The following is a 23,969-nucleotide window of genomic DNA, read 5'->3' on the forward strand; positions in this document are numbered from 1 at the left end:
CGCGGGGGCTTTTGCAGGGCGTCCAGCCACCGGATCCAGGCCCGATGGCGGATGGCCCGTCAGCGCACCATGGCGCGTGCCTGCTCCAGCTCCACCTGCAAGGTGGTGGCCAGCTCTTCGCGGGCGACTTCGAACTGCTGCTCACGCACCAGGTCCTTGACCGCCACCACGCCGCGGTTGATTTCATCCTCACCGGCCAACACCACGAAGCGGATGCCCGCCTTGGCTGCGTACTGGAACTGCTTGCCGATCTTCTTCGGCTCCATCTGCACTTCGGTGTTGATGCCACCGGCACGCAGGCGACGGGCGATGTCCAGCGATTGCGGCATGGCTGCCTCGTCCATCAGGGCGACCATCGCCTGCACGCTGGAAGCGGCGATGCCATCGATCAGGCCGGCCTCGCGCAGCTGCCAGAACAGGCGGGTCAGGCCGATGGAAATGCCCACGCCCGGCAGCTTGCTCTTGGTGTAGTGGCTGGCCAGGTCCTCGTAACGACCGCCGGAGCAGATCGAACCGATTTCCGGGTGCTTGGTCAGCTGGGTCTCGTACACGGTGCCGGTGTAGTAATCCAGGCCACGGGCAATGGAGAAGTTCAGGCAGTACGCGGTTTCCGGCACGCCCAGGCCACGCACCAGCTCGATCACCTCGCGCAGTTCGGCCACGCCGGTGCGCAGCATGTCGGTGGCATCGGCCGAGGCCAGCAGGGCATCGAGCTGGGCCAGCGCGTCGGCATGGCCGGTGGAACGCACGCCGATGAACTCCAGGATCTTGGCCACGCGATCAGCCGGCAGGTTGAAGCCTTCGCCCATCAGGGTGTCGCGCACATAATCCGGGCCGCGCTTGTCGATCTTGTCGACCTCGCGCAGCACGGCCAGCTGCAGTGCACCGTCAGCCACGCCCTGGGACTCGAAGAAACCACGCAGCAGCTTGCGGTTGTTCAACTGCACCGAAAAGTCACCGATGCGCAGCTCGGTGAACACGGCATTGATCACCGCCAGCACTTCGGCGTCATAACGGATGGACAGGTTGTCCTTGCCGATGACATCGATGTCGCACTGGTAGAACTCGCGGAAGCGGCCGCGCTGGGCGCGCTCGCCACGGTAGACGCGCTGCATCTGGTAACGGCGGAACGGGAAGCTCAGGTCATGCTCGTGCTCGGCCACATAACGGGCCAGCGGCACGGTGAGGTCAAAACGCAGGGCCATTTCCGGGGTGCTCTTGTCACCGGCCTCGGCGGCATTGGCCAGCGCACCGGTGGACTGCACGAAGTACACCTGGCGCTCGGTTTCACCGCCGCTCTTGGTCAGCAGCACATCGGACAACTCGAACACCGGGGTTTCCACCGGCAAGAACCCGAAACGCTCGTAGTTGCGGCGGATGACGTCCAGCATGCGCTGAAACGCAATCTGCTCACGCGGCAGCAGTTCCATGACGCCGGCGGGCGTGCGGGGCTTGATCACGGTAGAACTCCATCAAACAGTGCAATAGGTCGAACGCCTATTCTAATACCGCAGCCGGCTCCGAGCATGAAGTAGAATGGCCGCAACTGCACAGCATCCTGCGACATGTCCTGGCCCCATCCTCCTCCAGATGCCGCGATGAACGGCAACCCTGCAAACGGCAAGGATTGCTCGCCGGTCAGCGACTGTATCCACTGTTCGGTGCGCCACCTGGCCGTGTGCTCGGCCCTGTCGGCCGAAGAAGTGCATGCGCTGGAACAGGTCACCACCTCCTATGCAGTAGACAACGGCGCCACCCTGGCGCGCGCCGGTGAAGACCGCCTGCATGTCTATACCTTGACCGCTGGTGCCCTGCGTCTGGTCCGCACCCTGGCCGATGGCCGTCGCCTGGTGACCGGTTTTGTGCTGCCCGGAGACTATGTCGGTCTGTCCGGCAGTGATACCTACCGCTATGACATCGAAGCCATTGCCGACAGCCGCGTCTGCCGCGTCGGCGTGGCCCAGATGCGCGAGCTGCGCCTGCGCTACACCCACCTGGAGCGCAAGCTGCTGCAGCGCGCCTGCCAGGAGCTGGACAACGCCCAGGACAGCGCCCTGGCCTTGGCCCGGATGCAGCCGCCGGAAAAGCTGGCCGATTTCATCCTGCGCCTGGCCGAGCGCCAGGCCCGCCACCAGGGCAGCGGCAACCGCGTGGCACTGCCGATGGGCCGTGGCGACATCGCCGACCATCTGGGCCTGACCATGGAGACGGTCAGCCGCACCTTCACCAAGTTGCGCCAGTCCAATTTGATCGCCCTGCCCCACCTGACCGTGGTGGAAATCCTCGACCGTGAGGGGCTGGAAAACCTGGCCAGCGACGGCCTGGAATAAGCCTGCCGGCGCCGGTACCGGCCCGTGGCGGCAAGGGACAGCGGGTTGATGTTTTTTTCATCAACCCACCTCCGAGCCAGGTGGCACAAGGGTTGCACCCAGTTGTCCACAAGGTTGCCCCGCAAGATTTCCACAGCCCCTGTGGACAACTAGGCCTCAGCCCTGCAACTGCTCGCGCAGCGCGGCATAAGCCGCCGCCAACGGTTCGGCATGTGCCGGGCGCGCCAGCAGCGCGGCCAGCGCCGGTGGCACCGCCAGTTCACGCCCGATCAGCGGCTCGACCACCGCCTCGAACTTGGCCGGGTGCGCCGTGGCCGCCACCGCCCAATCCTGCCCTGCCTGGGCAATGCCCTCGTTGCGCAGCTGCTCCAGCACGGCCACCGCACAGGCGGTATGCGGGCAGAACACTTCGCCCTGCTCCCGGTAGCGCCGGGCGATCACGGCCTGGATCTGCGCATCATCGACACTGCGGGCAATGAACTGACCACGCAGCACCGACACATCACCGCCATACAGCCACTGCAGGCGCTCGAAGTTGCTCGGCGCGCCCACATCCATGGCATTGGCCAGGGTCGCCACGCTGGCCGCTGGCGCGTAATCGCCGCCGGCAAAGAAGGCCGGCAGCACCGCATTGGCATTGGTGGCCAGGGCAATGCGACCCAGCGGCACCCCCAGCGCGCGCGCCAGCACCGCGGCCATCGCATTGCCGAGGTTGCCGGTGGGCACCACCAGGTTGAGGGGGCGGCCAGTGGCGGCCTGATGCGCCAAGGCGGTATGGGCGTAATAGGCCATCTGCGGCAGCAGGCGGCCCAGGCTGATGGAGTTGGCCGAACTCAGCGGCTTGTGCGCCTGCAGCGCGGTATCGGCCAGTGCCTGCTTGGCCATGGCCTGGCAGTCATCGAAGCTGCCGGCCACCTTGTAGGTGTGGATGTTGTCACCCAGGCAGCCCAGCTGGTGGGCCTGGCGCGGCGAGACCCGGCCATCGGGATACAGCACCACCACTTCCAGCCCCGGCACCTGATGGAAGGCAGCCGCCACGGCCGCACCGGTATCGCCGGAAGTGGCCACCACGATGGTCAGCGGCTGGCCGGCGGGGCGCGGCAGACGCGACAGGCACTGGGCCAGAAAGCGCGCACCGAAATCCTTGAACGCCGCGGTCGGCCCGTGGAACAGCTCCAGCACATGGTCACCGGCAGTAGCCAGGGGCAGCAGCGGCGCGGGGAAATCAAAGGCACTGCCACAGATCGCGGCCAGCTCGTCCTGCAGGCCATCACCGGCAAAAAACGGCGCCAGCAGTTCACTCGCGGTAGCCGCGAGGTTGGCCCCGGCTTGCAGCGTGCGCGCCGCCGGCAATGCCTGCGGCACATACAGCCCACCATCAGGCGCCAGACCGGCGGCAATGGCCGCCGACAGGCCCACGGCCGGGCTCTGGCCACGAGTGGAAACAAACAGCATCGGCTCAGACATCAGACAGGTCCTGCGCAGTGGCGCACAGCTGCGCGCCGGGAGAATTGATCGGGCAGACATAGGCCTGGCTGCTCTGGCCGGCCGCCGCAAAAGCGGCCTGCACCGCAGATGCCGCCGCATGTGCCGCCGTCGCGTCTTCAAACCAGGCAAACAGGCTGGGGCCGGCACCGGAGATGCTCGCCCCCATCGCCCCGGCCGCCAGCGCGGCCGCCTTGGCTGGCGCAAAGCCGGCAATCAGGCCGGCGCGGCGTGGCTCGATCAGCACATCGGCCAGGCCGGCGCGCACCAGGTCCGCCTCACCGCGGTAACAGCCGGCCAGCAGCTGGGCCAGGTGGCTGCTCTGGGCCACAAACTCACCCAACGCATAATTGCCCTGCAGCACGGCGCGCGCCTGCCGGGTTTCCAGCACCGCATCCGGATGCACCAGCAGGCAGTGCCAGGCATCGGGCACCGGGATCGGCACCATGCCCGTGGCCGTCGCCAGCACCAGGCCGCCGAGCAGCATCGGTGCGATGTTGTCGCCATGCTGGCCACCACTGGCCACTGCCTCGCCCACCAGCGCGAACGGATACAGCTGCTCGCGGCTCAATGGCGTGTCCAGCAAGGCATTGGCCGCCACCAGCGCGGCCACGGCCGAGGCCGCCGAGCCGCCCATGCCCGAACCCAGGGCGATGCCCTTGTCGATCACCAGCTCAAACCCATGAGCCAGCCCGAGCCGCTCACGCAGTGCGATCAGGGCCGCACCGGCGGTATTGCCGGGAGCCTCCAAGGGCAGCGCAAACGGGGCAAAACGGATCGCGGCAATGCGCACCACCGGCTCGGCGATGCGCCGCACATGCACGGTATCGCCGATGCCACCCAGGGCATGGCCGAGGATGTCAAAGCCCACCGCCACATTGCCCACCGAGGCCGGGGCAAACGCACTGGACCAGGCCGAAGGCAACAGCTGGCTCACAGACGCACCCCTTCCCCGGCAGCCACCCGCAGCACGTCGGCAAACACACCGGCTGCGGTGACTTCCGGGCCGGCGCCTGGACCCTGCACCACCAGCGGGTTGTCGCAATAACGGGCGGTGGTGAACTGGACCACGTTGTCGGTCAGGCGCAGATGGGCAAAACCATGGCTGGCCGGCAGCGCCTCCAGGCCCACGGTGGCGCCCTGCCCCGGCAACAGCCTGGCCACGTAACGCAGCACCTTGCCATCGGCCGCCGCTTGGGCATGGCGCTGCGCAAACACGGCATCCACCTCCTGCAGGCGAGCCATGAACTGCTCCACCTGCGCATCGCGCAGGCTTGCCGGCACCAGGCTTTCCACCTGCACGTCGTCCAGCTCCAACGTCAGCCCGGCCTCGCGGGCCAGGATCACCAGCTTGCGTGCCACATCCACCCCGGACAGGTCATCGCGAGGGTCCGGCTCGGTATAGCCCATGCCCCGTGCCTGGCTGACCAGCTGCGAGAACGGCACGCTGCCGTCGTACTTGTTGAACAGCCAGGCCAGGGTGCCGGAGAAGATGCCCTCGATGCTGCGCAGGGTGTCGCCGGTATCGACCAGGTCGCGCAGGGTGGTGATCACCGGCAGGCCGGCGCCCACCGTGGCCTCGTAGCGGAAGCGCGCACCGCTGGCCCGTGCCGCGGCGGCAATGGCCGCATAGCGCGCCTGAGGGCCGGCACCGGCCTGCTTGTTGGGGGTGATCACATGGATGCCGGCCGCCAGCCAGGCGGCGTAGTGATCGGCCACCTGCGAGCTGCCCGAGCAATCGATGATCAGCGTGTGCGGCAGGTTGCTGGCCCACAGGTGGCTGGCAAAGGCCTCCAGGTCCAGGCCCTGCGACTGGCTGGCCAACTGCTCGCGCCAGTCCTCACCCAGTGCCGCACCTGCCAGCAGCTGCTGCTGGCGGCTGCCCACCGCCAGCAGGCGCAGGTCCAGATTGGCCCGTTGACGCAGGCCCTGGCGGGCCGCGAGCAGCTGCTCGATCAGCGCCGCACCGACGTTGCCCGGGCCGATCACCCCGATCGCAAAGGCCTGCTCGGACAGCCAGAAACCGGCATGCGCCGCGCGCAGTGCACGCTGTGCATCGACACTGGCCACGGCCACGGAAATATTGCGCTCCGACGAGCCCTGGGCGATGGCCAGAATGTTCACCTGGGCCTGGCCCAGGGCCTGGAACAGACGCGCCGCCACACCGGGCTGGCCGGCCATGCCATCGCCCACCGCCGCCAGCACGCTGACTCCATTGGTGAGCTGCACACGGTGCACCTGGCCGTTGCCCAGTTCATGGGCAAAGGACTGCAGCAGGGCCTGGCGGCCACGCTCGGCATCGGCCGCCTTGACCACGCAGCAGATCGAATGTTCCGACGAACCCTGGGAAATCATCACCACCGACACCTGGGCATGGCGCAGGGCGGCGAACACGCGCTCGGCGGTACCCGGCACGCCGATCAGGCCACTGCCCTCCAGGTTGAGCACGGCCAGGCCTTCGCTCAGGGTCAGGCCCTTGATCGGCCCGCTGGGCTGGCTCTGGGCGACGATGCGGGTGCCCGGATGGGTCGGGTTGAAGGTGTTGCGGATCACGATCGGCATCTGCCGCGCGATCGCCGGGCTCATGGTCTGCGGGTGCACCACCTTGGCCCCGAAGTAAGCCAGCTCGCAGGCCTCGTCGTAGCTGAGCGTGTCCAGGGTGACCGCCTCGGGCACCACCCGCGGGTCGGCCGAGAGCACGCCATCCACATCGGTCCAGATGTGCAGCTCGGCCGCCTCGAACAGGGCGGCGAAGATGGCGCCGGAATAGTCGCTGCCGTTGCGCCCCAGGGTGGTGATGCGGCCCTGGCCATCGCGGGCAACAAAACCGGTGACCACCACCCGCGACTGCGGGTTGGCCTGGCGCCAGGCTGCCAGATTGGCCGCACTGCGCTGCCAGTCCACGCTGACCCCGAGCTCACCGTGGGCCACCACCAGCACCTCGCGGGCATCGAGCACCGCGCAATCATGGCCGAGCTGGTTGAAGTAACCACCCAACAGCTGGGCCGAGAACACCTCGCCCAGGCCCTGCACACGCTCCAGCACTTCCTCGGGCAGGCCGCCGATCACCGCCAGTGCTTCGAGCAGGCCGGCCAGCTTGTCAAAACGCCCGTCCAGCCAGGCCAGCAGGTCGGCCGACTGCTCGCCCAGCAGCTCGGTAGCGGCCAGATGGTGGCGCTCGCGCAGGGCCTGCCAGGCCTGTCGCCACTGCACATCACCACGGGCGGCCAGGTTGGCCAGCTCGATCAGCGCATCGGTGACGCCCTTCATTGCCGAGACCACCGCCACCTGGGTGGTCTCCTGGCGCTGCAGCAACAAGCCGGCGACATGCCGGTAACGCTCGGCCGAAGCCACGGAGGTACCGCCGAACTTGTGGGCGACCACCTCGGCCGTGCGGGATTGGGCAGGTACTGCAGCAAGCGATGACATCGAAACTGACCTCTGCTGTGGAGGCCCTGCACCGCTGGTTGGGGAAGTCCCGCAACCTGGTTCGGTGCGGGGCCGTAGTTTTCGGGGGTTAGACGAAGACGACGGGCCGCACCAGGCAAGTGGTGACGGTAATAATGGTCATGGTCATGCCGGCCGACATCACACCGGTCCCGTTGCGCTGGGCGCAGACAGGTTCAGTGGCGTGGACGAGGGCGTGATTGGCTGACATGACCCGCAGCAAAACGCAGTGGCCTGCGCGCTGTCAACTGTTGCATTGCAAAATAATTTGCACACGATCATCGGCGAACACGCCGCGATTTTGTTGCAAATGTGATCGTCAGCGATCTTCGTGCAATTGCCCGCCATTACCGGCAGACAATCGCCACCGCGCGCCGTCGCCAGCGAGGCGCTCTGGCCTGATCCCGGCCTTGCACCGCTGACCGACACCTTGTGCCAGCTACCGCCCGCCAGCGGCCACATTGCGCAGCCGCATCAGCCGCGGCGCTGCTCCCAGCGCGTATGGGCGCGGGCGGCCAGCACCACGCCGCCGACCAGCAGCAGTACGGCCAGCCCCTCCAGCAAGCCCGGCCAGCGTTGCTGCCAGACAAACCCGTACAACAGGGCAAACAGGGTCTCGAACACGATCAACTGCCCGCCCAGGCTCAGCGGCAGGCTGCGGGTGGCGCGGTTCCAGCAGGCATTGCCCAGCACCGAGGCGCCGATGGCCAGCAACGCGCAGATACCGGCAAAGTGCAGCCATTGCGCCGGTGCCTGCCCCTGCGGCCCCAACCACAGCGCCAAGGGCAGCAACAACAGGGCAATGCCACCGGTGGCCACCCCGGTCAGCAAGGACCAGCCGTGGCCGGAAATGACAGGGTAGCGGCGCATCCACACCACATTGGCAATCGAATAGGCCGTCCAGCTGAGCAGGGCCGCCAGCGCGCAGGCCAGGCCGAGCAGGCGCTGGCCGACAGGAACAACCGCGTTGCCCGCCGCCCCGCCATGCCCGGCCGGGTTGGCCAGGGCGGCCCAGGCCACCAGCACGGTGCCGGCCACGCACAGGCCCAGGGCTGGCGCCAACCAGCGCAGCGGCAGTACCCCTGGCCGGCGTGCGTCAAACACCGCCACCAGCACCGGCACCATGCCCACGATCAGGGCCGCGGCCGCGCCGCCGGCCCAGTGCACGGCCATGGCCAGGAACACGAAATACACCAGGTTGCCCAGCAGGCTCAGCCCGGCCAGGGCAATCCACGCGCGACGGTCCACCTGCTCGCGCAGGGCCGGCCACAGCGGCAACAGCAGGACCAGGGCAACCGCGCCATAGAGCAGGTAACGGCCTACGGCCAGCTGCAGCGGCGAAAATGCCGTGGTCAGCGCCGGGGCCAGGAACACCATGCCCCACAGCGCCCCGGCCAACACCCCGTTGAACAAACCCCACGCCGTGCTGTTGTTGCGGTCGATCACGCTGACAACCCCGTAATGCGAACAGGCCGAAGGCGACACAGCGCGCTGCGCTGGTTGCTCTATCGGCCTGTACGGATGGTGGCCCCGACACGATTCGAACGTGCGACCTGTCCCTTAGGAGGGGACCGCTCTATCCAGCTGAGCTACGGAGCCATGAAGCAGGCGATTCTAACATTTGCCCTGCATCAGGGCCATCGCTTGCGCATAACCGGTGTCGGCAGCGGTCAGTGCGGCTGATGAAGGGAAATATCCGGCTTGCCCTGCACGCATGACCAGCGCCACTGCACAGGCATCAGTTTGGGTATCAGGCTTGCATATTCAGTGGTCTGTTAATATGGGCGGGCACATGCCGCCTCCCCCCGGACGCACCGCGGGTGCGTGACCTTTACGTAACGTAATCTGGAGTTTCCATGTCGTTTGAACTGCTCAAGGCCCTCGGGCTGGACACCACCAATTCCGGCACCTATCTGGGTAACGGGCAATGGTCCCCGGCCACCGGCGCTGGCGTGATCAGCCCGCGCAACCCGACCACCGGGGAGGTGATTGCCGAGGTCCAGGCCACCACCGAGGCTGACTACGAAACCATCGTGGCGCGTGCCCAGGAAGCCTTCAAGGTCTGGCGCACCACCCCGGCACCGCGCCGCGGCGAAGCCGTGCGCCTGTGTGGCGAGGCCCTGCGCAAGCACAAGGACGCCCTGGGTTCGCTGGTCGCGCTGGAAATGGGCAAGTCCAAGCCGGAAGGCGACGGTGAAGTGCAGGAGATGATCGACATCGCCGACTTCGCCCTGGGCCAGAGCCGCATGCTGTACGGCTACACCATGCATTCGGAGCGTCCGGGCCACCGCATGTACGAGCAGTACCAGCCGCTGGGCCTGGTCGGCATCATCTCGGCCTTCAATTTCCCGGTGGCCGTGTGGGCCTGGAACAGCTTCCTGGCCGCGATCTGCGGTGACATCTGCATCTGGAAGCCGTCCAACAAGACCCCGCTGACCGCCATTGCTTCGATGAAGATCTGCAACGAAGCCCTGCGCGAAGCCGGCTTCCCGGACATCTTCTTCCTGATCAACGACGCCGGCACCGCCCTGTCGGAAAAGCTGGTGGCCGACAAGCGCGTGCCGCTGATTTCCTTCACTGGTTCCACCCAGGTCGGCCGCACCGTCAACCAGGTCGTGGCCAAGCGCCTGGGCCGCTGCCTGCTGGAGCTGGGCGGCAACAACGCCATCATCCTGGATGAAACCGCCGACCTGAAGCTGGCCGTGCCGGGCATCGTGTTCGGCGCCGTCGGCACTGCCGGCCAGCGCTGCACCACCACCCGCCGCCTGATCGTGCACGAATCGATCTACGACAACGTGCTGGCCACCCTGGTCAAGGCCTACAAGCAGGTCGAAGGCAAGATCGGCGACCCGCTGGATGCGGCCAACCTGATGGGCCCGCTCAACAGCCCGGAAGCGGTGCAGCAGTTCCTGGCCTCGATCGAGAAGGCCAAGGCGTCCGGCGGCACCGTGGAAACCGGTGGCACCGCCATCGACCGCCCGGGCAACTTCGTCCTGCCGGCCATCGTCACCGGCCTGAAGAACAGCGATGAAGTGGTCCAGCACGAAACCTTCGCCCCGATCCTGTACGTGATGAAGTACAGCAGCCTGGACGAAGCCATCGACATGCAGAACGGCGTGCCGCAGGGCCTGTCCTCGTCGATCTTCACCACCAACCTGAAGGCCGCCGAGAAGTTCCTGTCCGCTGCCGGCAGCGACTGCGGCATTGCCAACGTCAACATCGGCACCTCCGGCGCCGAGATCGGTGGCGCCTTCGGTGGCGAGAAGGAAACCGGCGGTGGCCGTGAGTCCGGCTCGGATGCATGGAAGGTCTACATGCGCCGCCAGACCAACACCATCAACTACTCCGATTCGCTGCCGCTGGCCCAGGGCATCAAGTTCGACCTGTAAGCCCTACCGCTCCCGCACCCCGGTGCGGGAGCTTTATGCCAGGAGCGTCTGCGCAATGACCGAAGTGCCCTCCACCCCGTCCGGCTCCTCCAACGCCCCGCCGCCGGCCCCCGTGGTCAACACCCCTGCCGTCAGCACCACCAATGGCTATGCCGTGGTCGCACTGACCCTGGGCATCCTGGGCTGGACCCTGATCCCGTTCCTGGGCAGCATCGGCGCCATCATCTTTGGCCATATCGCCCGCGGCCAGATCCGCCGCCAACCGCAGGACGGTGATGGCCTGGCCCTGGCCGGGCTGATCCTGGGCTGGATCTCGGTCGGCCTGTGGCTGATCGGCGTGATCTGCTTCATCCTCTTTTTCGGCGGTCTGGCAGCACTGGCTGCCATGAACGCCTGAACCGGTAGTACCGCATGTATTCGCTCCTTCGCCCCGCCCTGTTCTGCCTTGATGCCGAAAAGGCCCACCATGCCGGCCTGCGCAGCCTGGAATTTGCCCACCGCAGTGGCCTGATCGGCCTGGCGGCAAGCAAGCCGGCGCCGCTGGTGACGTCGGCCTTCGGCCTGAGCTTCCCCAACCCGGTCGGCCTGGCCGCTGGCCTGGACAAGAACGGCGAACACATCGATGCCCTGTTCGCACTGGGTTTTGGCTATGTGGAGATCGGCACGGTGACCCCGCGCCCGCAGGCCGGCAACCCGGCCCCGCGTCTGTTCCGGGTGCCCGAGCACATGGGTGTGATCAACCGCATGGGCTTCAACAATGCCGGCGTCGATGCACTGGTGGCCAATGTGCGCCGCGCCAAACGCAATGCCGGCATCCTGGGCATCAACATCGGCAAGAACAAGGACACCCCCAACGAGTCGGCCCATACCGACTATCTGGCGTGTCTGGAAAAGGTCTACGAACTGGCCGACTACATCACCGTCAACATTTCCTCGCCCAATACCGCCGGCCTGCGCGAGCTGCAGGAAGAACAGGCCCTGCGCGACCTTGTCAGCCGCCTGCGCGACGGCCAGGAAAACCTCGCTGCCCGCCTGGGCAAGCGCGTGCCGATGCTGGTCAAGGTGGCGCCGGATTTGAGTGACGCCGATGCCGATGCCGCCGCACGCGTGCTTGGCGAGCTGCAGGTGGACGGCGTGATCGCCACCAACACCACCATTTCGCGCAGCGGCATCGAAGGCCATGCCCTGGCCAACGAGGCCGGCGGCCTGTCCGGTGCCCCGGTGATGGCCCGCTCCACTGCGGTGCTGCGCCGCCTGCGCACCCGCCTGCCCGAGGCGATTCCGCTGATTGGCGTCGGCGGCATCTGCTCCGGTGCCGATGCGGCAGCCAAGATGAGCGCCGGTGCCAGCATGGTCCAGCTGTACAGCGGCCTGGTCTACCGTGGCCCGGCCCTGATCGGCGAGTGCGTGGATGCGATCCGCCGCCGTCGCGAATCCCCTTCCAGCGGGGTCGCCCACCTGTGAGCACGCCCGGCTGGACCCTGCAGCACGATGTTCCCCTGAAGCCGCTGAACACCTTCGGCGTTGCCGCCACCGCCCCCACCCTGCTGCGCGTGCACGACAGTGCCACCCTGGGCCAGGCACTGGCATTACCGGAAGTAGCCGGGAAGGCGCTGCTGCCGATCGGCGGCGGCTCCAACCTGCTGCTGGTCGATGACCCGCAGGCGGTGGTACTGATGATCGACGATGCCAGCGTGGGCATCATCGAGCACCGTGCCGACCATGCCATCGTGCGCGCCGGCGCCGGCCTGGTCTGGCATGCGCTGGTGATGTGGACCCTGGACCAGGGCCTGTCCGGGCTGGAAAACCTGGCCCTGATTCCCGGCACCGCCGGTGCCGCCCCGATCCAGAACATCGGTGCCTATGGCGCCCAGGCAGGCGACTTCATCCATGCGGTGGAAGCCTGGGACCGGCACAGCGGCCAGCTGCAGCGCCTGTCCCCGGAGCAGTGCCAGTTTGCCTACCGCGACAGCGTGTTCAAACAGCAGCCGGACCGCTGGATCATCACCGCCATCGAGCTGCGCCTGCCCTTGCTCAGTGAGTTGCGTACCGGCTATGCCGGCATCGAACAGGAAATGCAGGCCCAGGGCGTGACCCTGCCCGAGGCGCGCGACGTGGCCAACGCTGTGATCGCGATCCGCCAGCGCAAGTTGCCCGACCCGGCCGTGCTGGGCAATGCCGGCAGCTTCTTCAAGAACCCGATCGTGACCGCCGAGCAGGCCCTGGCCCTGCAGCAGGACTGGCCGCAGATGCCGCTGTACCCGGCTGCCAGCCCGGAGATGCGCAAGCTTTCTGCCGGCTGGTTGATCGAACAGGCCGGCTGGAAAGGCGCACGCCAGGGCGATGCCGGCGTCTCGGCCGAACATGCCCTGGTGCTGGTCAACCACGGCGCTGCCAGCGGGGCGCAATTGCTCGATCTGGCCCGCCAGATCGCCGCCGGGGTGCAGGCCCGCTTCGGCGTGGCAATCGAGCCGGAACCGCGCCTGATCGGGGCTGCGTGGTGAACAAAAGCGCGCCCATGCGTGCAGCCTGGCTGATGCTGGGCAGCACCCTGGCCTTCGGTTTGATGGCCGTGACCATCCGCCTGGCCACCGCGTACGTTCCCACCACCGAGGTGGCCTTCTTCCGCAATGCCTTCGGCCTGGTGGCCCTGCTGCCGATGCTCATCCATGCCGGCCCGCAGGTGTTCAAGACCCAGCAACTGCCGCGCTACGCCCTGCGCGCCGGCATCGGCCTGGTCTCGATGCTGTGCGGCTTCTGGGCCCTGGGCCACCTGCCCCTGTCCCAGGCGGTGGCCATCTCCTACTCCACCCCGGTGTTTGTCACCATCGCCGCGGCCTTGTGGCTGGGCGAAGTGGTGCGCGTACGCCGCTGGGCGGCGGTGATTGCCGGCTTTGCCGGGGTACTGCTGATCGTGCGTCCGGGCCACCAGGATTTCAGCCTCGGCCTGCTGGTGCCGGTGGCCGCGGCCATCCTCAGCGCATTGGTGGCCATCCAGATCAAGCAGCTCACCCGCATCGATGCACCCGATACCGTGGTGTTGTACACCTACCTGTTCTGGGTGCCGCTGTCGCTGCTGCCGGCCCTGCTGCAGTGGGTCTGGCCGGCACCGGTTGCCTGGCTCTGGCTGGCCGCCACCGGCGTGCTCGGCACCGCCGGTCAGGTGCTGTGGACGCGCGCCCTGCGCCTGGGCGATGTCTCGGCCCTGACCCCGATCAGCTTCACCCAGTTGCCGCTGGTGGCAACCATGGGCTGGCTGTTGTTCGGTGAGAAAATCGATGCCTGGACCGTGGCCGGGGCAGCGGTGATCCTCGGCGCCAATGCCTACATCGCCCACCGCGAAGCGGTGCTGGCACGCAAGGCAGCCAGCAGCCGCCCCAGTGCCGAGGCCAAACCGGCCGAATGACGCGGCCGGCTCAGTAGCCCACCACCTGCAGCTGGGGCGGGCCGTTGAGCTTGCCCAGGCACTGCGCCACGGCAGCGGCCGGCAATGCCGGTGCATACAGAAAGCCCTGGCCCAGGCGGCAACCGGCGGCCAGCAGCAACTCACGCTGGCGGATGTTCTCCACCCCTTCGGCCACCAGGTCGATCTGCAGGCTTGGCCCGAGCGTGGCCACGGCCTGGATGATGGCGCGGATCGACGGCTCGCACTCCATCCGGCTGATGAAGCTGCGGTCGATCTTCAGGCAATGGATCGGGTAGTCACGCAGGTGGGCCAACGAGGAATGCCCGGTGCCGAAATCATCCAGGGCAATGCGCACCCCGGCGTCCTTGAGCTTGTGCAGCGCCCGCACCACGAACGCCGCACCACGATCAGCCAGCACCTGCTCGGTGATCTCCACCTCCAGCAGGGCTGGCGCTATGCCATGCAGGGCGGCACGCTCAAGCAGGCCTTCGGCAAAATCATCACGCAGGAATTCCACCGGTGAGGCGTTGATGGCCACCGGCAGCACCGGCAGCCCCTGCCGTTGCCAGCTGGCCATGTCGGCCAGCACCTTGTTGTGCATCTGCTCGGCCAGGCCCACGGCCAGTTCGTAATCGGCGAAAGCCTCATCCATCTGGCAGCTGATGGCCATCTGCCCGTCCTGCCGTTCCTGCCAGCGCAACAGCGCCTCGAAACCGACCTGGCCACCGTCGCTCAGGCGCACCTTGGGCTGGTAATACGGCTGCACCCCGCCGTTGCGCACGATCTGCCGGGCCAGACGCAACTGCCCGGCCGCCTGTTCTGCCGCCTCGAGCAGGCGCAGGGAATACATCCGCACCCCGCCGCGGCCGTTGGCCTTGAGGTCGTTGAGCGCCGTGTCGGCGGCACGCAGCAGTTCATCGGCGCTGCCACCATCATGCGGATACAGCGCGCAGCCCACGCTCATGCCGCCATTGATCACCTTGCCGGCGTAATGGATCGGCTGGTAGGCCAGCAGACGCAGGCGCTCGGCCATCTGCGCCAGCGCCGGCGCATCGTCGATGTCGCTGACCAGGATCGCAAACTCGTCCCCACCCAGCCGGGTGACCATGCCCTGGCTGCCCACCGCCGCATCCAGACGCCGCCCCAGCACCCGCAACAGGTGGTCACCGGCCGGATGGCCCAGGGTGTCATTGGTGTGCTTGAAGTGGTCCAGGTCGATCATCATCAGGCCCAGCGGCCGCCCCCCGCCGCTGCGGCCGGTCAAGCGGCGCAGGCGGCGCATGAAGGCACTGCGGTTGAACAGGCCGGTCAGCGCATCGATCTCGCTGCTGCGCTGCAGGCGCAGTTCCGCCTCACGCTGGGCGGTGATGTTGCGCGAGACACACAGCACCCCGCTGACACGGCCATCGGGGCCGACCATCGGGGTAAGCAGGTTGTCCCAGTACTGGGCGGCCTGCCCGTCGACCACACTCTTGCCGGAAAAGCGCGCGTTGCGTCCGGCCAGGGCCCGTGCCAGAGCACGCCGGCCGCGGCCACGGATGTCGGCCGGTAACAGGTCCAGCCAGGGCATGCCGAAGGCCTGCTCGTCCGGCGATACCCCCAGGGCAAGGCAGCCGGAACGGTTCATGTGGCGCAGGCTGCCATCCACATTGACCACCTTGATGCAGTCCACCGAGGCATCGAGCATGGATTGGCGGACCTGCATCTGCGGCAGGCCATCACCCGCATCGGCCTGCGAGGCCAGCGGTACTGCCTGCAGCAACCAGCCCGAGGCCTGCTGCCCGCGCTGGTTCAATTGCAGATGCAACTGCCAGCGTTGGCCTGCTGCGCCTTCCACTTGCAGGGTTTCGGTCACCGATTGGCCGTGGCCGGACATCCGCGCCATCAAACCATGCAACGGCCTGCACCAGCTGCGCGGCAGGCTGCCCAGCACCCCGCGCAGGCCCGGCCTGGAAACAGGCCCGTAATGCTGCTGCCAGTGCCGGTTGGCAATGACCTGCAGCGTGCGTGCATCAAGCAGCAGGGCCGGCCACGGCCCGGCATCGAGCAGGGCCCGCGACGCACTTGTCTCAAGGTCTGCTGCGGCCAGCCACGCACTCCCCTGACGCCGGTCAGCGACCCGGCGCTCTACTGCACTGTGCTGCATAACCTTGCCCCCGAAACATGACTTTCCCCGTCAAACGCCGCCATGTTGCCCGGCACCGCGCATAGCGCCGGTGAAGTCTCCCCGCTCAGGATGCTGAACATCATTGCCCTTATGGGCGGCATGCCCCTCCCACAGACAACAAGGGCGCCAATGGCGCCCTTGTCATCAATCATCCAAAGCGAAGCGGCTTGTCGCTCACTCCCACTCGATCGTTGCCGGCGGCTTGCCGGAGATGTCGTAGACCACGCGCGAGACGCCGCGTAGTTCGTTGATGATGCGGTTGGACACGGTGCCGAGGAAGTCATACGGCAGGTGCGACCAATGCGCGGTCATGAAGTCGATGGTCTCCACTGCACGCAGTGCGATCACCCACTCATAGGCACGCGCGTCACCGACCACGCCGACCGACTTGACGGGGAGGAACACGGCGAAGGCTTGGCTGGTCCTGTCGTACAGGTCGGCCTTGCGCAGCTCGTCGATGAAGATCGCATCGGCCTTGGCCAGCAGCTCGGCGTACTCGCGCTTCACTTCACCCAGGATGCGCACCCCCAGGCCCGGGCCCGGGAACGGGTGACGGTAGACCATGGCACGCGGCAAGCCGAGTTCGACGCCGAGGCGACGCACTTCGTCCTTGAACAGCTCGCGCAGCGGCTCGACCAGGCCCAGCTTCATGTCTTCGGGCAGGCCGCCGACATTGTGGTGGCTCTTGATCACGTGGGCCTTGCCGGTCTTGGAACCGGCCGACTCGATCACGTCCGGATAGATGGTGCCCTGGGCCAGCCACTTGGCATTGGACAGCTTGTTGGACTCTTCATCGAAGATCTCGATGAACAGGTTGCCGATGATCTTGCGCTTGGCTTCCGGATCGCTCACCCCTTCCAGGGCGGCAAAGTAACGGTCGGCAGCGTTGACACGGACGACCTTGACGCCCATGTTTTCGGCCATCATCGCCATCACCTGGTCGCCTTCCTGGTAACGCAGCAGACCGGTATCGACAAACACGCAGGTCAGCTGCTTGCCGATGGCCCGGTGCAACAGGGCAGCCACCACCGAGGAATCCACGCCACCGGACAGGCCGAGGATGACCTCGTCGCTGCCGACCTGCTCGCGCACGCGGGCAATCTGGTCATCGATGATGTTGGCTGCGGTCCACAGGGTGGCGCAGCCGCAGATGTCCACCGCGAAGCGGCGCAGCAGCGCGGTGCCCTGCTTGGTGTGGGTCACTTCCGGGTGGAACTGCACGCCGTACCAGCGCTTTTCCTCGTTGGCCATGGCGGCCACCGGAATACGGTCGGTATCGGCGGTGATGACAAAGCCCGGCGGAATGCTGGCCACGTGGTCACCGTGGCTCATCCACACGTCCAGCAGCGCGGCACCGTCATGGTCGCTCAGGCCGGCAAACAGGGCATCCGGGCTGACCACACGCACCTGCGCGTGGCCGAACTCACGCTGGTCGGCCGCTTCGGTGGAACCACCGAGCTGGGCGGCCATGGTCTGCATGCCGTAACAGATGCCCAGCACCGGCAGGCCGCTGTCGAACACTTCGGCCGGGGCCGTCGGGCAGCCCGCTTCGGTGGTCGATTCCGGGCCACCGGACAGGATGATGCCCTTGGCACCGAAGGCGGCGATATCGGCCGGGTTGTGGTCCCAGGCCCAGATTTCGCAGTACACGCCGAACTCGCGCAGGCGGCGTGCGATCAGCTGGGTGTACTGGGCACCGAAATCGAGAATGAGGATCTTGTCGTTGTGGATGTTGGTCATGACGGCAATGGCCTGGGACTGCGATGGAATGGGGATAAAAAAGAAGGGAAACGCAGGCGTTTCCCTTCATGGCTCGGCGATGGATCAGCCGGCGCGGTAGTTCGGCGGTTCCTTCATGATCTGCACGTCATGGACGTGGCTCTCACGCTGGCCGGCGCCGCTGATCTTGACGAACTTGGGCTTGGTGCGCATTTCCTCGATGGTGGCGCAACCCACATAGCCCATGGTCGCGCGCAGGCCGCCCATCAGCTGGTGGATGATGCCGCCGACCGGGCCGCGGTACGGCACACGGCCTTCGATGCCTTCGGGCACCAGCTTGTCGGCGGTGGCGGCGTCCTGGAAGTAGCGGTCCTTGGACCCCTTCTCCATCGCGGCCAGCGAGCCCATGCCACGGTAGCTCTTGTAGGAGCGGCCCTGGTACAGCTCGGTTTCACCCGGAGATTCCTCGGTACCGGCGAGCAGGCCGCCGACCATCACGGTGGAGGCACCGGCAGCGAAGGCCTTGCCCAGGTCACCGGAGTAGCGGATGCCACCGTCGGCGATCAGCGGGATGCGGTCCTGCAGTGCCTCGGCCACCAGGTCGATGGCGGTGACCTGCGGTACGCCGACACCGGCCACCACGCGGGTGGTGCAGATCGAGCCCGGGCCAATGCCCACCTTCACTGCATCGGCGCCGCTGTCATACAGGGCCAGGGCAGCATCGCCGGTGCAGATGTTGCCACCGACCACCTGCACCTGCGGGTAGTTCTTCTTGACCCAGGCCACGCGGTCCAGCACGCCCTGCGAATGACCGTGGGCGGTATCGACCACCAGCACGTCCACCCCGGCAGCGACCAGCGCCTCGACCCGGCGCTCGGTGTCACCACCCACGCCAACGGCGGCACCGACCAGCAGGCGGGTTGCCGCATCCTTGGCCGCGTTCGGGTTGTCGGACTTCTTCTGGATGTCCTTGACGGTGATCAGGCCGCGCAGGTTGTACTCGTCATTGACCACCAGCACCTTCTCGATGCGGTTCTTGTGCAGCAGCTGCAGCACTTCATCCGAAGCAGCGCCTTCCTTGACCGTGATCAGGCGGTCCTTCTTGGTCATGATGTGGCGAACCGGATCGCTGAGCACCGATTCAAAGCGCATGTCACGGTTGGTGACGATGCCGACCAGCTGGCCGTTCTCGTCCACCACCGGCACGCCGGAGATGTTGTGCGCACGGGTCAGGGCGAGCACGTCGGCGATGGTGGTTTCCGGGCCCACGGTGATCGGGTCGCGGATGACGCCGGCTTCGAACTTCTTGACCTTGGCCACTTCGATGGCCTGCTGTTCGACAGTCAGGTTCTTGTGGATGATGCCGATGCCGCCCAGCTGGGCCATGGCGATGGCCAGGCGGGCTTCGGTGACGGTGTCCATGGCGGCCGACAGGATCGGCAGGCGCAGGCGCAGGTCACGGGTCAGGCGGGTCCCCAGGTCCACATCCTTGGGCAGGATGGTGGAGTGGGCCGGAACGAGGGAGACATCGTCGTAGGTCAGTGCTTCAGCCTGGATGCGTAGCATCGGCGTACCCGGTATGTGTGGGGAAGCGCGACATTTTACCCCTAAATCTTGTGTTTAGGCACTCCCCCCGATAACTGCAGCCCCGCTGGGGGCCGGGCTGCAGTTTCAGCCGATGCGTCGGTTCAGCCAGCCGCCTCGGCGGCCTCGATGGTGTTCTGCATCAGGGTGGCCACGGTCATCGGGCCGACACCGCCGGGGACCGGGGTGATCCAGCTGGCACGCGCGGCGGCCGCCTCGAAGCCGACGTCGCCGACCAGGCGGCCATCGTCCAGGCGGTTGATGCCCACGTCGATCACCACTGCACCTGGCTTGACCCACTCGCCCGGGATCAGCGAGGGAATGCCGACGGCCACCACCAGGATGTCGGCATTGCGCACGGCGCGCTCCAGCTCTTCCTTGGGGGTGAACTTGTGGCAGCTGGTCACGGTGCAGCCGGCAATCAGCAGCTCCAGGCCCATCGGCCGGCCGACGTGGTTGCTCACCCCCACGATGGTGGCATTGCGGCCACGCACCGGCTGGTCGGTATGGCCGAGCAGGGTGACGATGCCGCGCGGCGTGCACGGGCGCAGGCCGAACTCGCGCAGGGCCAGGTGGCCGACGTTCTGCGGGTGGAAACCATCGACATCCTTGCGCGGGTCGATGCGCTGGATAAGCCGGTTGGCATCGGGGATGCCCGGCAGCGGCAGCTGGATCAGGATGCCGTGGATGGCCGGATCGGCATTGAGGCGGTCGATCAGGCTGGCCAGCTCGGCCTCGGTCGTGCCCTCGGGCAGATCGAAATCATGCGCCACGATCCCCACCTTCTCCGCCGCACGGCGCTTGTTGCGCACATACACCGACGAGGCAGGGTCGCCGCCGACCAGGATCACCGCCAGCCCCGGCTGCGTCTTGCCCTGGCCAAGGCGGGCATCGACCCGGGTCTTCAACTCATCAAGCAATTGTTCTGCAATGCGCTTGCCATCCAGGATGCGGGCAACATCAGGGGTCTCAACGGTCATGGTTCATCGGCTGCGGGGGCGGATCGGATGGGTATTGTCCCCGATTCAGCCGACGCCGTCAGGCCGTTGCTGCACCTGCCCCGCTTCGCTGTCCAGACGCTGGGCATCGCGCCGCGGCCGGGTGAAGGGCACCGGCTGCGGCTGGCCGGCGTTGCCATAGAGCAGATCACTGTCGGCCATGGGATCGGCCAGGGCGACCTCCAGTGCCAGGCGCTGCCCATCCAGCTCGCGCACCCGGGCAATCACCTGTTCGGCCTGCTCGGCATCATCGCCCAGCGCCTGCAGGGCCTGCGCGCCCATGCGCAAGGCCGATTCGAAAGTCTCGCGCACCGGCGCATCGACGCCGGCAGCGACCAGGCGGCAGGCATGGCCACGGTCCCAGGCCCGCACCACCACCGGCACCAGCGGCGCCAGGACCCGGACCTGGGCCAGGACCCGGTCCGCCTGCTCGGCACCCTGCACGCAGATCACCACCAGCCCGACCTGGTCGATGCCACAGGCGCGCAGCACATCCAGCCGGGTGCCATCGCCGTAATAGATGCGCAGGCCGAAGCGCTGCGCGGCACGGATCATGTCCGGGTCGGCATCGATGATGGTGACCTCGGTGCCCCGCGCCAGCAGGGCCTGGCTGACCACCTGGCCGACCCGGCCGAAACCGATCACCAGGGCCTGGCCGGCCTGTTCCTGTGGCCGCTCCAGATCGGCATCGTCCAACGGCTGCCGACGCGCGCGCAGGCGACCATGGACCAGCACCGCCAGCGGTGTCAGGGCCATCGACAGCACCACCACCGCGGTCAACTGGGCATGCACCCGGGTCGCGATCAAGCCGGTGCCGGCAGCGGCGGCGTACAGCACGAAGGCAAATTCGCCGCCCTGGGCCATCAGCACCGCACGTTCGGTGGCCACGCCCCCGCTGCTGCCGCACAGCCGCGCCACCAACCATACGCAGGCAGCCTTGGCCAGCATCAGGGCCAGGACCAGGGCGCCGATCCAGCGCCATTGCTCGGCCACTACGGCCAGATCCAGGGCCATGCCGACACCGAGGAAGAACAGGCCCAGCAACAACCCACGGAACGGCTCGATCTCCGCCTCCAGCTGATGCCGGAAGGCCGATTCACTGAGCAGCACACCGGCCACGAAAGCGCCCATCGCCATCGACAGCCCGCCCCACTGCATCAACAGGGCCGCGCCCAGCACCACCAGCAAGGCGGCGGCGGTCATCACCTCGCGCGCGCCGGCCCGGGCCAGCAGCACAAACAACGGGTCCAGCAACCAGCGCCCGGCGGCCAGCAACAGCAGCAAGGCCAGCAGCCCCAGGCCCAGCGACTGCCACAGGCCGCCACCGTCGGCATGCGCGCCAGCCGGCGCCATCCACGCGGCCAGGGCCAGCAACGGCACGATCAACAGGTCCTCGAACAGCAGGATGGAGACGATCTGCTGCCCCGGACGGGTAGACAGCTGGCCACGTTCGGCCAGCAGCTGCATCACCACCGCGGTGGAGGTCAGCACGAAACCGGAGGCGGCAATGAAGGCCACCGGCCAGGCCAGGCCAGGCCAGGCCGGCAGCGTGGCAGATCGCCGTGAGCAATGCCGTGCAGCCCAGGATCTGCGCGCTGCCCAGGCCGAAGATCTGCCGTCGCAATGACCACAGGTGGCTGGGCCGCATCTCCAGGCCGATCAGGAACAGGAACAGCACCACCCCCAGCTCGGCCAGGTGCAGGATGGCCTGCGGATCACTGAACCAGCCCAGGCCAAGCGGCCCGACCAGGACCCCGGCGGCGAAATAGCCCAGTACCGAACCCAGGCCCAGACGCCGGAACAAGGGCACCGCGGCCACCGCCACACCGAGCAAGGCCACCACCGGCAACAGCTGCCCCGTTTCCTGTCCTGCAGCCATGGCCCACACCGTCAGCAAAGAAGATGCCGACTCTAGCAATGCCGGCCCTGCCCGTGCGTGCATGGCAGTGCCCGAGGCCGGGTAGCCACTGGCAAGGCGGCAGATACGACAACGGCGCGGATGCCCGCGCCGTTGTTGTTTGCCTGCCCGCAGGGCCGGGTTGTTACTTGCCCTTGACGTGCTTCATCAGGCGGCGCTTGCGCGCGATCTGGCGATCGGTCAGCGGGTTCTTCTTGCCCTCGTACGGGTTGGCACCCTCACGGAACAGGAAGCTCACCGGGGTACCGACCAGCTTGAAGCGCTTGCGGAAGAAGTTTTCCAGATAGCGCTTGTACGAATCGGGCAGCTCCTTCAGGCGGGTGCCATGGACGATGAAGGTCGGCGGGTTGGAACCGCCCGGATGCACGTAACGCAGCTTGGACACATGCCCGCGCACCGACGGCGGCGGATTGCTTTCCACCGCCACTTCCAGCGCCTTGTTGACCTCGGCGGTGGAAAACTCCTTGGTCGCCGAAGCATGGGCACGGTGGATGGCAGCAAACAGCTCGCGCATGCCGGTACCGTGCACCGCAGAAATACGCACGGCTTCGGCCCAGGGCACGAACGGGAACTTCAGCGACAGCAGGGTTTCGGCCTGCTCACGCTCGTAGTCACTGCGCCCGTCCCACTTGTTCAGGGCAATCACCAGCGCCTTGCCCGCATCAAGCACGGCACCGAGCACGGTGGCGTCCTGATCGGTCACGCCTTCAGAGGCGTCCAGCATCAGCACCGCGACCTGGGTCTGCTCGATGGACTGCATGGTCTTGAAGACGGAGAACTTCTCCACCGCCTCGTCCACGCGCGAACGACGGCGCAGGCCGGCCGTATCGATCAGGCGGTACTTGCGATCGTCACGCTCCAGATCCACCGCGATCGAGTCACGGGTGGTCCCCGGCACGTCGGAAGCGATCATCCGCTCCTCGCCCAGCAGACGGTTGACCAGGGTCGACTTGCCCACATTGGGGCGGCCGACGAAGGCGATACGGATACGCTCCGGATCATCGTCCAGGGTTTCGGTGGTGCCTTCTTCGGGCAGGCGCTCCAGCACCTCCTCGACCAGGTCATCCAGGCCCTGACGGTGGGCCGCGGAAACGGCCAGCATCTCGCCGAAACCGTAGTGGGCAAAATCCGCACGCATGCCGTTGGCTTCCACGCCATCGGCCTTGTTGATCAACAACATGGTCGGGCGGGAGAGCTTGCGCAGCCACGCAAGGATTTCATCGTCCAGCGCCGACGGGCCTTCACGACCATCGACGACAAACAGGATCAGGTCGGCTTCGGCAGCCGCAGCGCGGGATTGGCGCGCAGTCGCGCCAGCCAATCCCTCTTCTTCGCCGGCAATACCGCCGGTATCCACGATCAGGAACGGATTGTCGGCATCAAGCCGGCAAGTGCCGTAATTGCGGTCACGCGTGACGCCCGGTTCGTCATGAACCAGGGCGTCGCGGGTACGCGTGAGCGCATTGAACAGTGTGGACTTGCCGACATTCGGCCGTCCGACCAGGGCGACCAGAGGCAACATCCCT

16 protein-coding genes, 1 tRNA gene and 1 pseudogene are annotated in these 23,969 nt (G+C 67.0%); 6 read left to right on the top strand and 12 right to left on the bottom strand.

Annotated features, from left to right (window positions below; translation table 11 throughout):
• Positions 1–59 precede the first annotated feature (59 nt).
• Positions 60–1,460 (bottom strand): histidine--tRNA ligase, encoded by a 1,401-nt coding sequence (hisS, locus tag ABB30_RS14255; protein ID WP_057638979.1) that lies wholly within the window; start codon positions 1,458–1,460, stop codon positions 60–62.
• 138 nt (positions 1,461–1,598) lie between these two features.
• On the opposite strand from hisS, the gene ABB30_RS14260 reads away from it, so the two are divergent.
• Positions 1,599–2,330 (top strand): Crp/Fnr family transcriptional regulator, encoded by a 732-nt coding sequence (locus tag ABB30_RS14260; RefSeq protein ID WP_245626516.1) that lies wholly within the window; start codon positions 1,599–1,601, stop codon positions 2,328–2,330.
• Between the two features lie 156 nt (positions 2,331–2,486).
• Here the strand turns inward: ABB30_RS14260 and thrC are convergent, their stop codons facing one another.
• The 5 genes from thrC to ABB30_RS14285 form a co-directional block, all read right to left on the bottom strand.
• A complete protein-coding gene (thrC, locus tag ABB30_RS14265; protein ID WP_057638981.1) occupies positions 2,487–3,785 on the bottom strand; it encodes a threonine synthase in 1,299 nt (432 codons plus the stop codon).
• A 4-nt stretch (positions 3,786–3,789) separates the two neighbouring features.
• Positions 3,790–4,752, bottom strand: coding sequence for a homoserine kinase (locus tag ABB30_RS14270; protein ID WP_057638982.1), 963 nt, complete (start codon positions 4,750–4,752; stop codon positions 3,790–3,792).
• Positions 4,749–7,244, bottom strand: coding sequence for a bifunctional aspartate kinase/homoserine dehydrogenase I (thrA, locus tag ABB30_RS14275; RefSeq protein WP_057638983.1), 2,496 nt, complete (start codon positions 7,242–7,244; stop codon positions 4,749–4,751). The genes ABB30_RS14270 and thrA overlap by 4 nt, the downstream gene beginning before the upstream one ends.
• A 492-nt stretch (positions 7,245–7,736) precedes the next feature.
• Positions 7,737–8,747: a DMT family transporter gene (locus ABB30_RS14280; protein WP_275452403.1), complete on the bottom strand. Its 1,011-nt coding sequence runs from the start codon at positions 8,745–8,747 to the stop codon at positions 7,737–7,739.
• A 37-nt stretch (positions 8,748–8,784) separates the two neighbouring features.
• A tRNA-Arg gene (locus tag ABB30_RS14285) sits at positions 8,785–8,861 on the bottom strand.
• Between the two features lie 257 nt (positions 8,862–9,118).
• Between ABB30_RS14285 and amaB the strand changes: the two genes are divergently transcribed.
• Genes amaB through ABB30_RS14310 form a run of 5 tightly spaced genes read left to right on the top strand, consistent with a single transcriptional unit; the run spans position 9,119 to position 14,057 of the window.
• Positions 9,119–10,651: an L-piperidine-6-carboxylate dehydrogenase gene (amaB, locus tag ABB30_RS14290; RefSeq protein WP_057638984.1), complete on the top strand. Its 1,533-nt coding sequence runs from the start codon at positions 9,119–9,121 to the stop codon at positions 10,649–10,651.
• 55 nt (positions 10,652–10,706) lie between these two features.
• Positions 10,707–11,048, top strand: coding sequence for a DUF4190 domain-containing protein (locus ABB30_RS14295; RefSeq protein WP_083489896.1), 342 nt, complete (start codon positions 10,707–10,709; stop codon positions 11,046–11,048).
• Between the two features lie 14 nt (positions 11,049–11,062).
• Positions 11,063–12,115 carry a quinone-dependent dihydroorotate dehydrogenase gene (locus tag ABB30_RS14300; protein WP_057638985.1) on the top strand — a complete coding sequence of 351 codons (1,053 nt, stop codon included), beginning with the start codon at positions 11,063–11,065 and terminating at the stop codon, positions 12,113–12,115.
• Complete coding sequence (gene murB / locus ABB30_RS14305) at positions 12,112–13,155, top strand: UDP-N-acetylmuramate dehydrogenase (RefSeq protein ID WP_057638986.1); 1,044 nt, start codon at positions 12,112–12,114, stop codon at positions 13,153–13,155. The genes ABB30_RS14300 and murB overlap by 4 nt, the downstream gene beginning before the upstream one ends.
• Positions 13,156–13,169: 14 nt before the next feature.
• Entirely contained in the window at positions 13,170–14,057 is an 888-nt protein-coding gene (locus tag ABB30_RS14310) for a DMT family transporter (protein WP_057638987.1), read from the top strand.
• Positions 14,058–14,067: 10 nt separating this feature from the next.
• On the opposite strand, the gene ABB30_RS14315 is transcribed toward ABB30_RS14310, so the two are convergent.
• The 6 genes and pseudogenes from ABB30_RS14315 to der form a co-directional block, all read right to left on the bottom strand.
• Positions 14,068–16,203, bottom strand: coding sequence for a putative bifunctional diguanylate cyclase/phosphodiesterase (locus ABB30_RS14315; RefSeq protein WP_057638988.1), 2,136 nt, complete (start codon positions 16,201–16,203; stop codon positions 14,068–14,070).
• Between the two features lie 195 nt (positions 16,204–16,398).
• Positions 16,399–17,964, bottom strand: a complete 1,566-nt coding sequence (gene guaA, locus ABB30_RS14320) for a glutamine-hydrolyzing GMP synthase (RefSeq protein WP_057638989.1) — start codon at positions 17,962–17,964, stop codon at positions 16,399–16,401.
• Positions 17,965–18,048: 84 nt separating this feature from the next.
• A complete protein-coding gene (gene guaB, locus ABB30_RS14325; RefSeq protein ID WP_057638990.1) occupies positions 18,049–19,509 on the bottom strand; it encodes an IMP dehydrogenase in 1,461 nt (486 codons plus the stop codon).
• 122 nt (positions 19,510–19,631) lie between these two features.
• A complete protein-coding gene (folD, locus tag ABB30_RS14330; protein ID WP_057638991.1) occupies positions 19,632–20,507 on the bottom strand; it encodes a bifunctional methylenetetrahydrofolate dehydrogenase/methenyltetrahydrofolate cyclohydrolase FolD in 876 nt (291 codons plus the stop codon).
• Between the two features lie 45 nt (positions 20,508–20,552).
• A pseudogene (locus ABB30_RS14335) lies at positions 20,553–22,404 on the bottom strand (monovalent cation:proton antiporter-2 (CPA2) family protein).
• A gap of 163 nt (positions 22,405–22,567) precedes the next feature.
• Positions 22,568–23,965, bottom strand: a complete 1,398-nt coding sequence (gene der, locus ABB30_RS14340; RefSeq protein ID WP_057638992.1) for a ribosome biogenesis GTPase Der — start codon at positions 23,963–23,965, stop codon at positions 22,568–22,570.
• Between the last annotated feature and the right edge of the window lie 4 nt (positions 23,966–23,969).

The organism is Stenotrophomonas ginsengisoli, from assembly GCF_001431485.1.
Lineage (GTDB): Bacteria > Pseudomonadota > Gammaproteobacteria > Xanthomonadales > Xanthomonadaceae > Stenotrophomonas > Stenotrophomonas ginsengisoli.

Coding starts and splice junctions, on each gene's coding strand:
- ABB30_RS14260 (WP_245626516.1), top strand. CDS start 1,599: ATGAACGGCAACCCTGCAAACGGCAAGGATTGCTCGCCGGTCAGCGAC.
- thrC (WP_057638981.1), bottom strand. CDS start 3,785: ATGCTGTTTGTTTCCACTCGTGGCCAGAGCCCGGCCGTGGGCCTGTCG.
- thrA (WP_057638983.1), bottom strand. CDS start 7,244: ATGTCATCGCTTGCTGCAGTACCTGCCCAATCCCGCACGGCCGAGGTG.
- amaB (WP_057638984.1), top strand. CDS start 9,119: ATGTCGTTTGAACTGCTCAAGGCCCTCGGGCTGGACACCACCAATTCC.
- ABB30_RS14295 (WP_083489896.1), top strand. CDS start 10,707: ATGACCGAAGTGCCCTCCACCCCGTCCGGCTCCTCCAACGCCCCGCCG.
- ABB30_RS14300 (WP_057638985.1), top strand. CDS start 11,063: ATGTATTCGCTCCTTCGCCCCGCCCTGTTCTGCCTTGATGCCGAAAAG.
- ABB30_RS14310 (WP_057638987.1), top strand. CDS start 13,170: ATGCGTGCAGCCTGGCTGATGCTGGGCAGCACCCTGGCCTTCGGTTTG.
- ABB30_RS14315 (WP_057638988.1), bottom strand. CDS start 16,203: ATGCAGCACAGTGCAGTAGAGCGCCGGGTCGCTGACCGGCGTCAGGGG.
- guaA (WP_057638989.1), bottom strand. CDS start 17,964: ATGACCAACATCCACAACGACAAGATCCTCATTCTCGATTTCGGTGCC.
- guaB (WP_057638990.1), bottom strand. CDS start 19,509: ATGCTACGCATCCAGGCTGAAGCACTGACCTACGACGATGTCTCCCTC.
- folD (WP_057638991.1), bottom strand. CDS start 20,507: ATGACCGTTGAGACCCCTGATGTTGCCCGCATCCTGGATGGCAAGCGC.
- der (WP_057638992.1), bottom strand. CDS start 23,965: ATGTTGCCTCTGGTCGCCCTGGTCGGACGGCCGAATGTCGGCAAGTCC.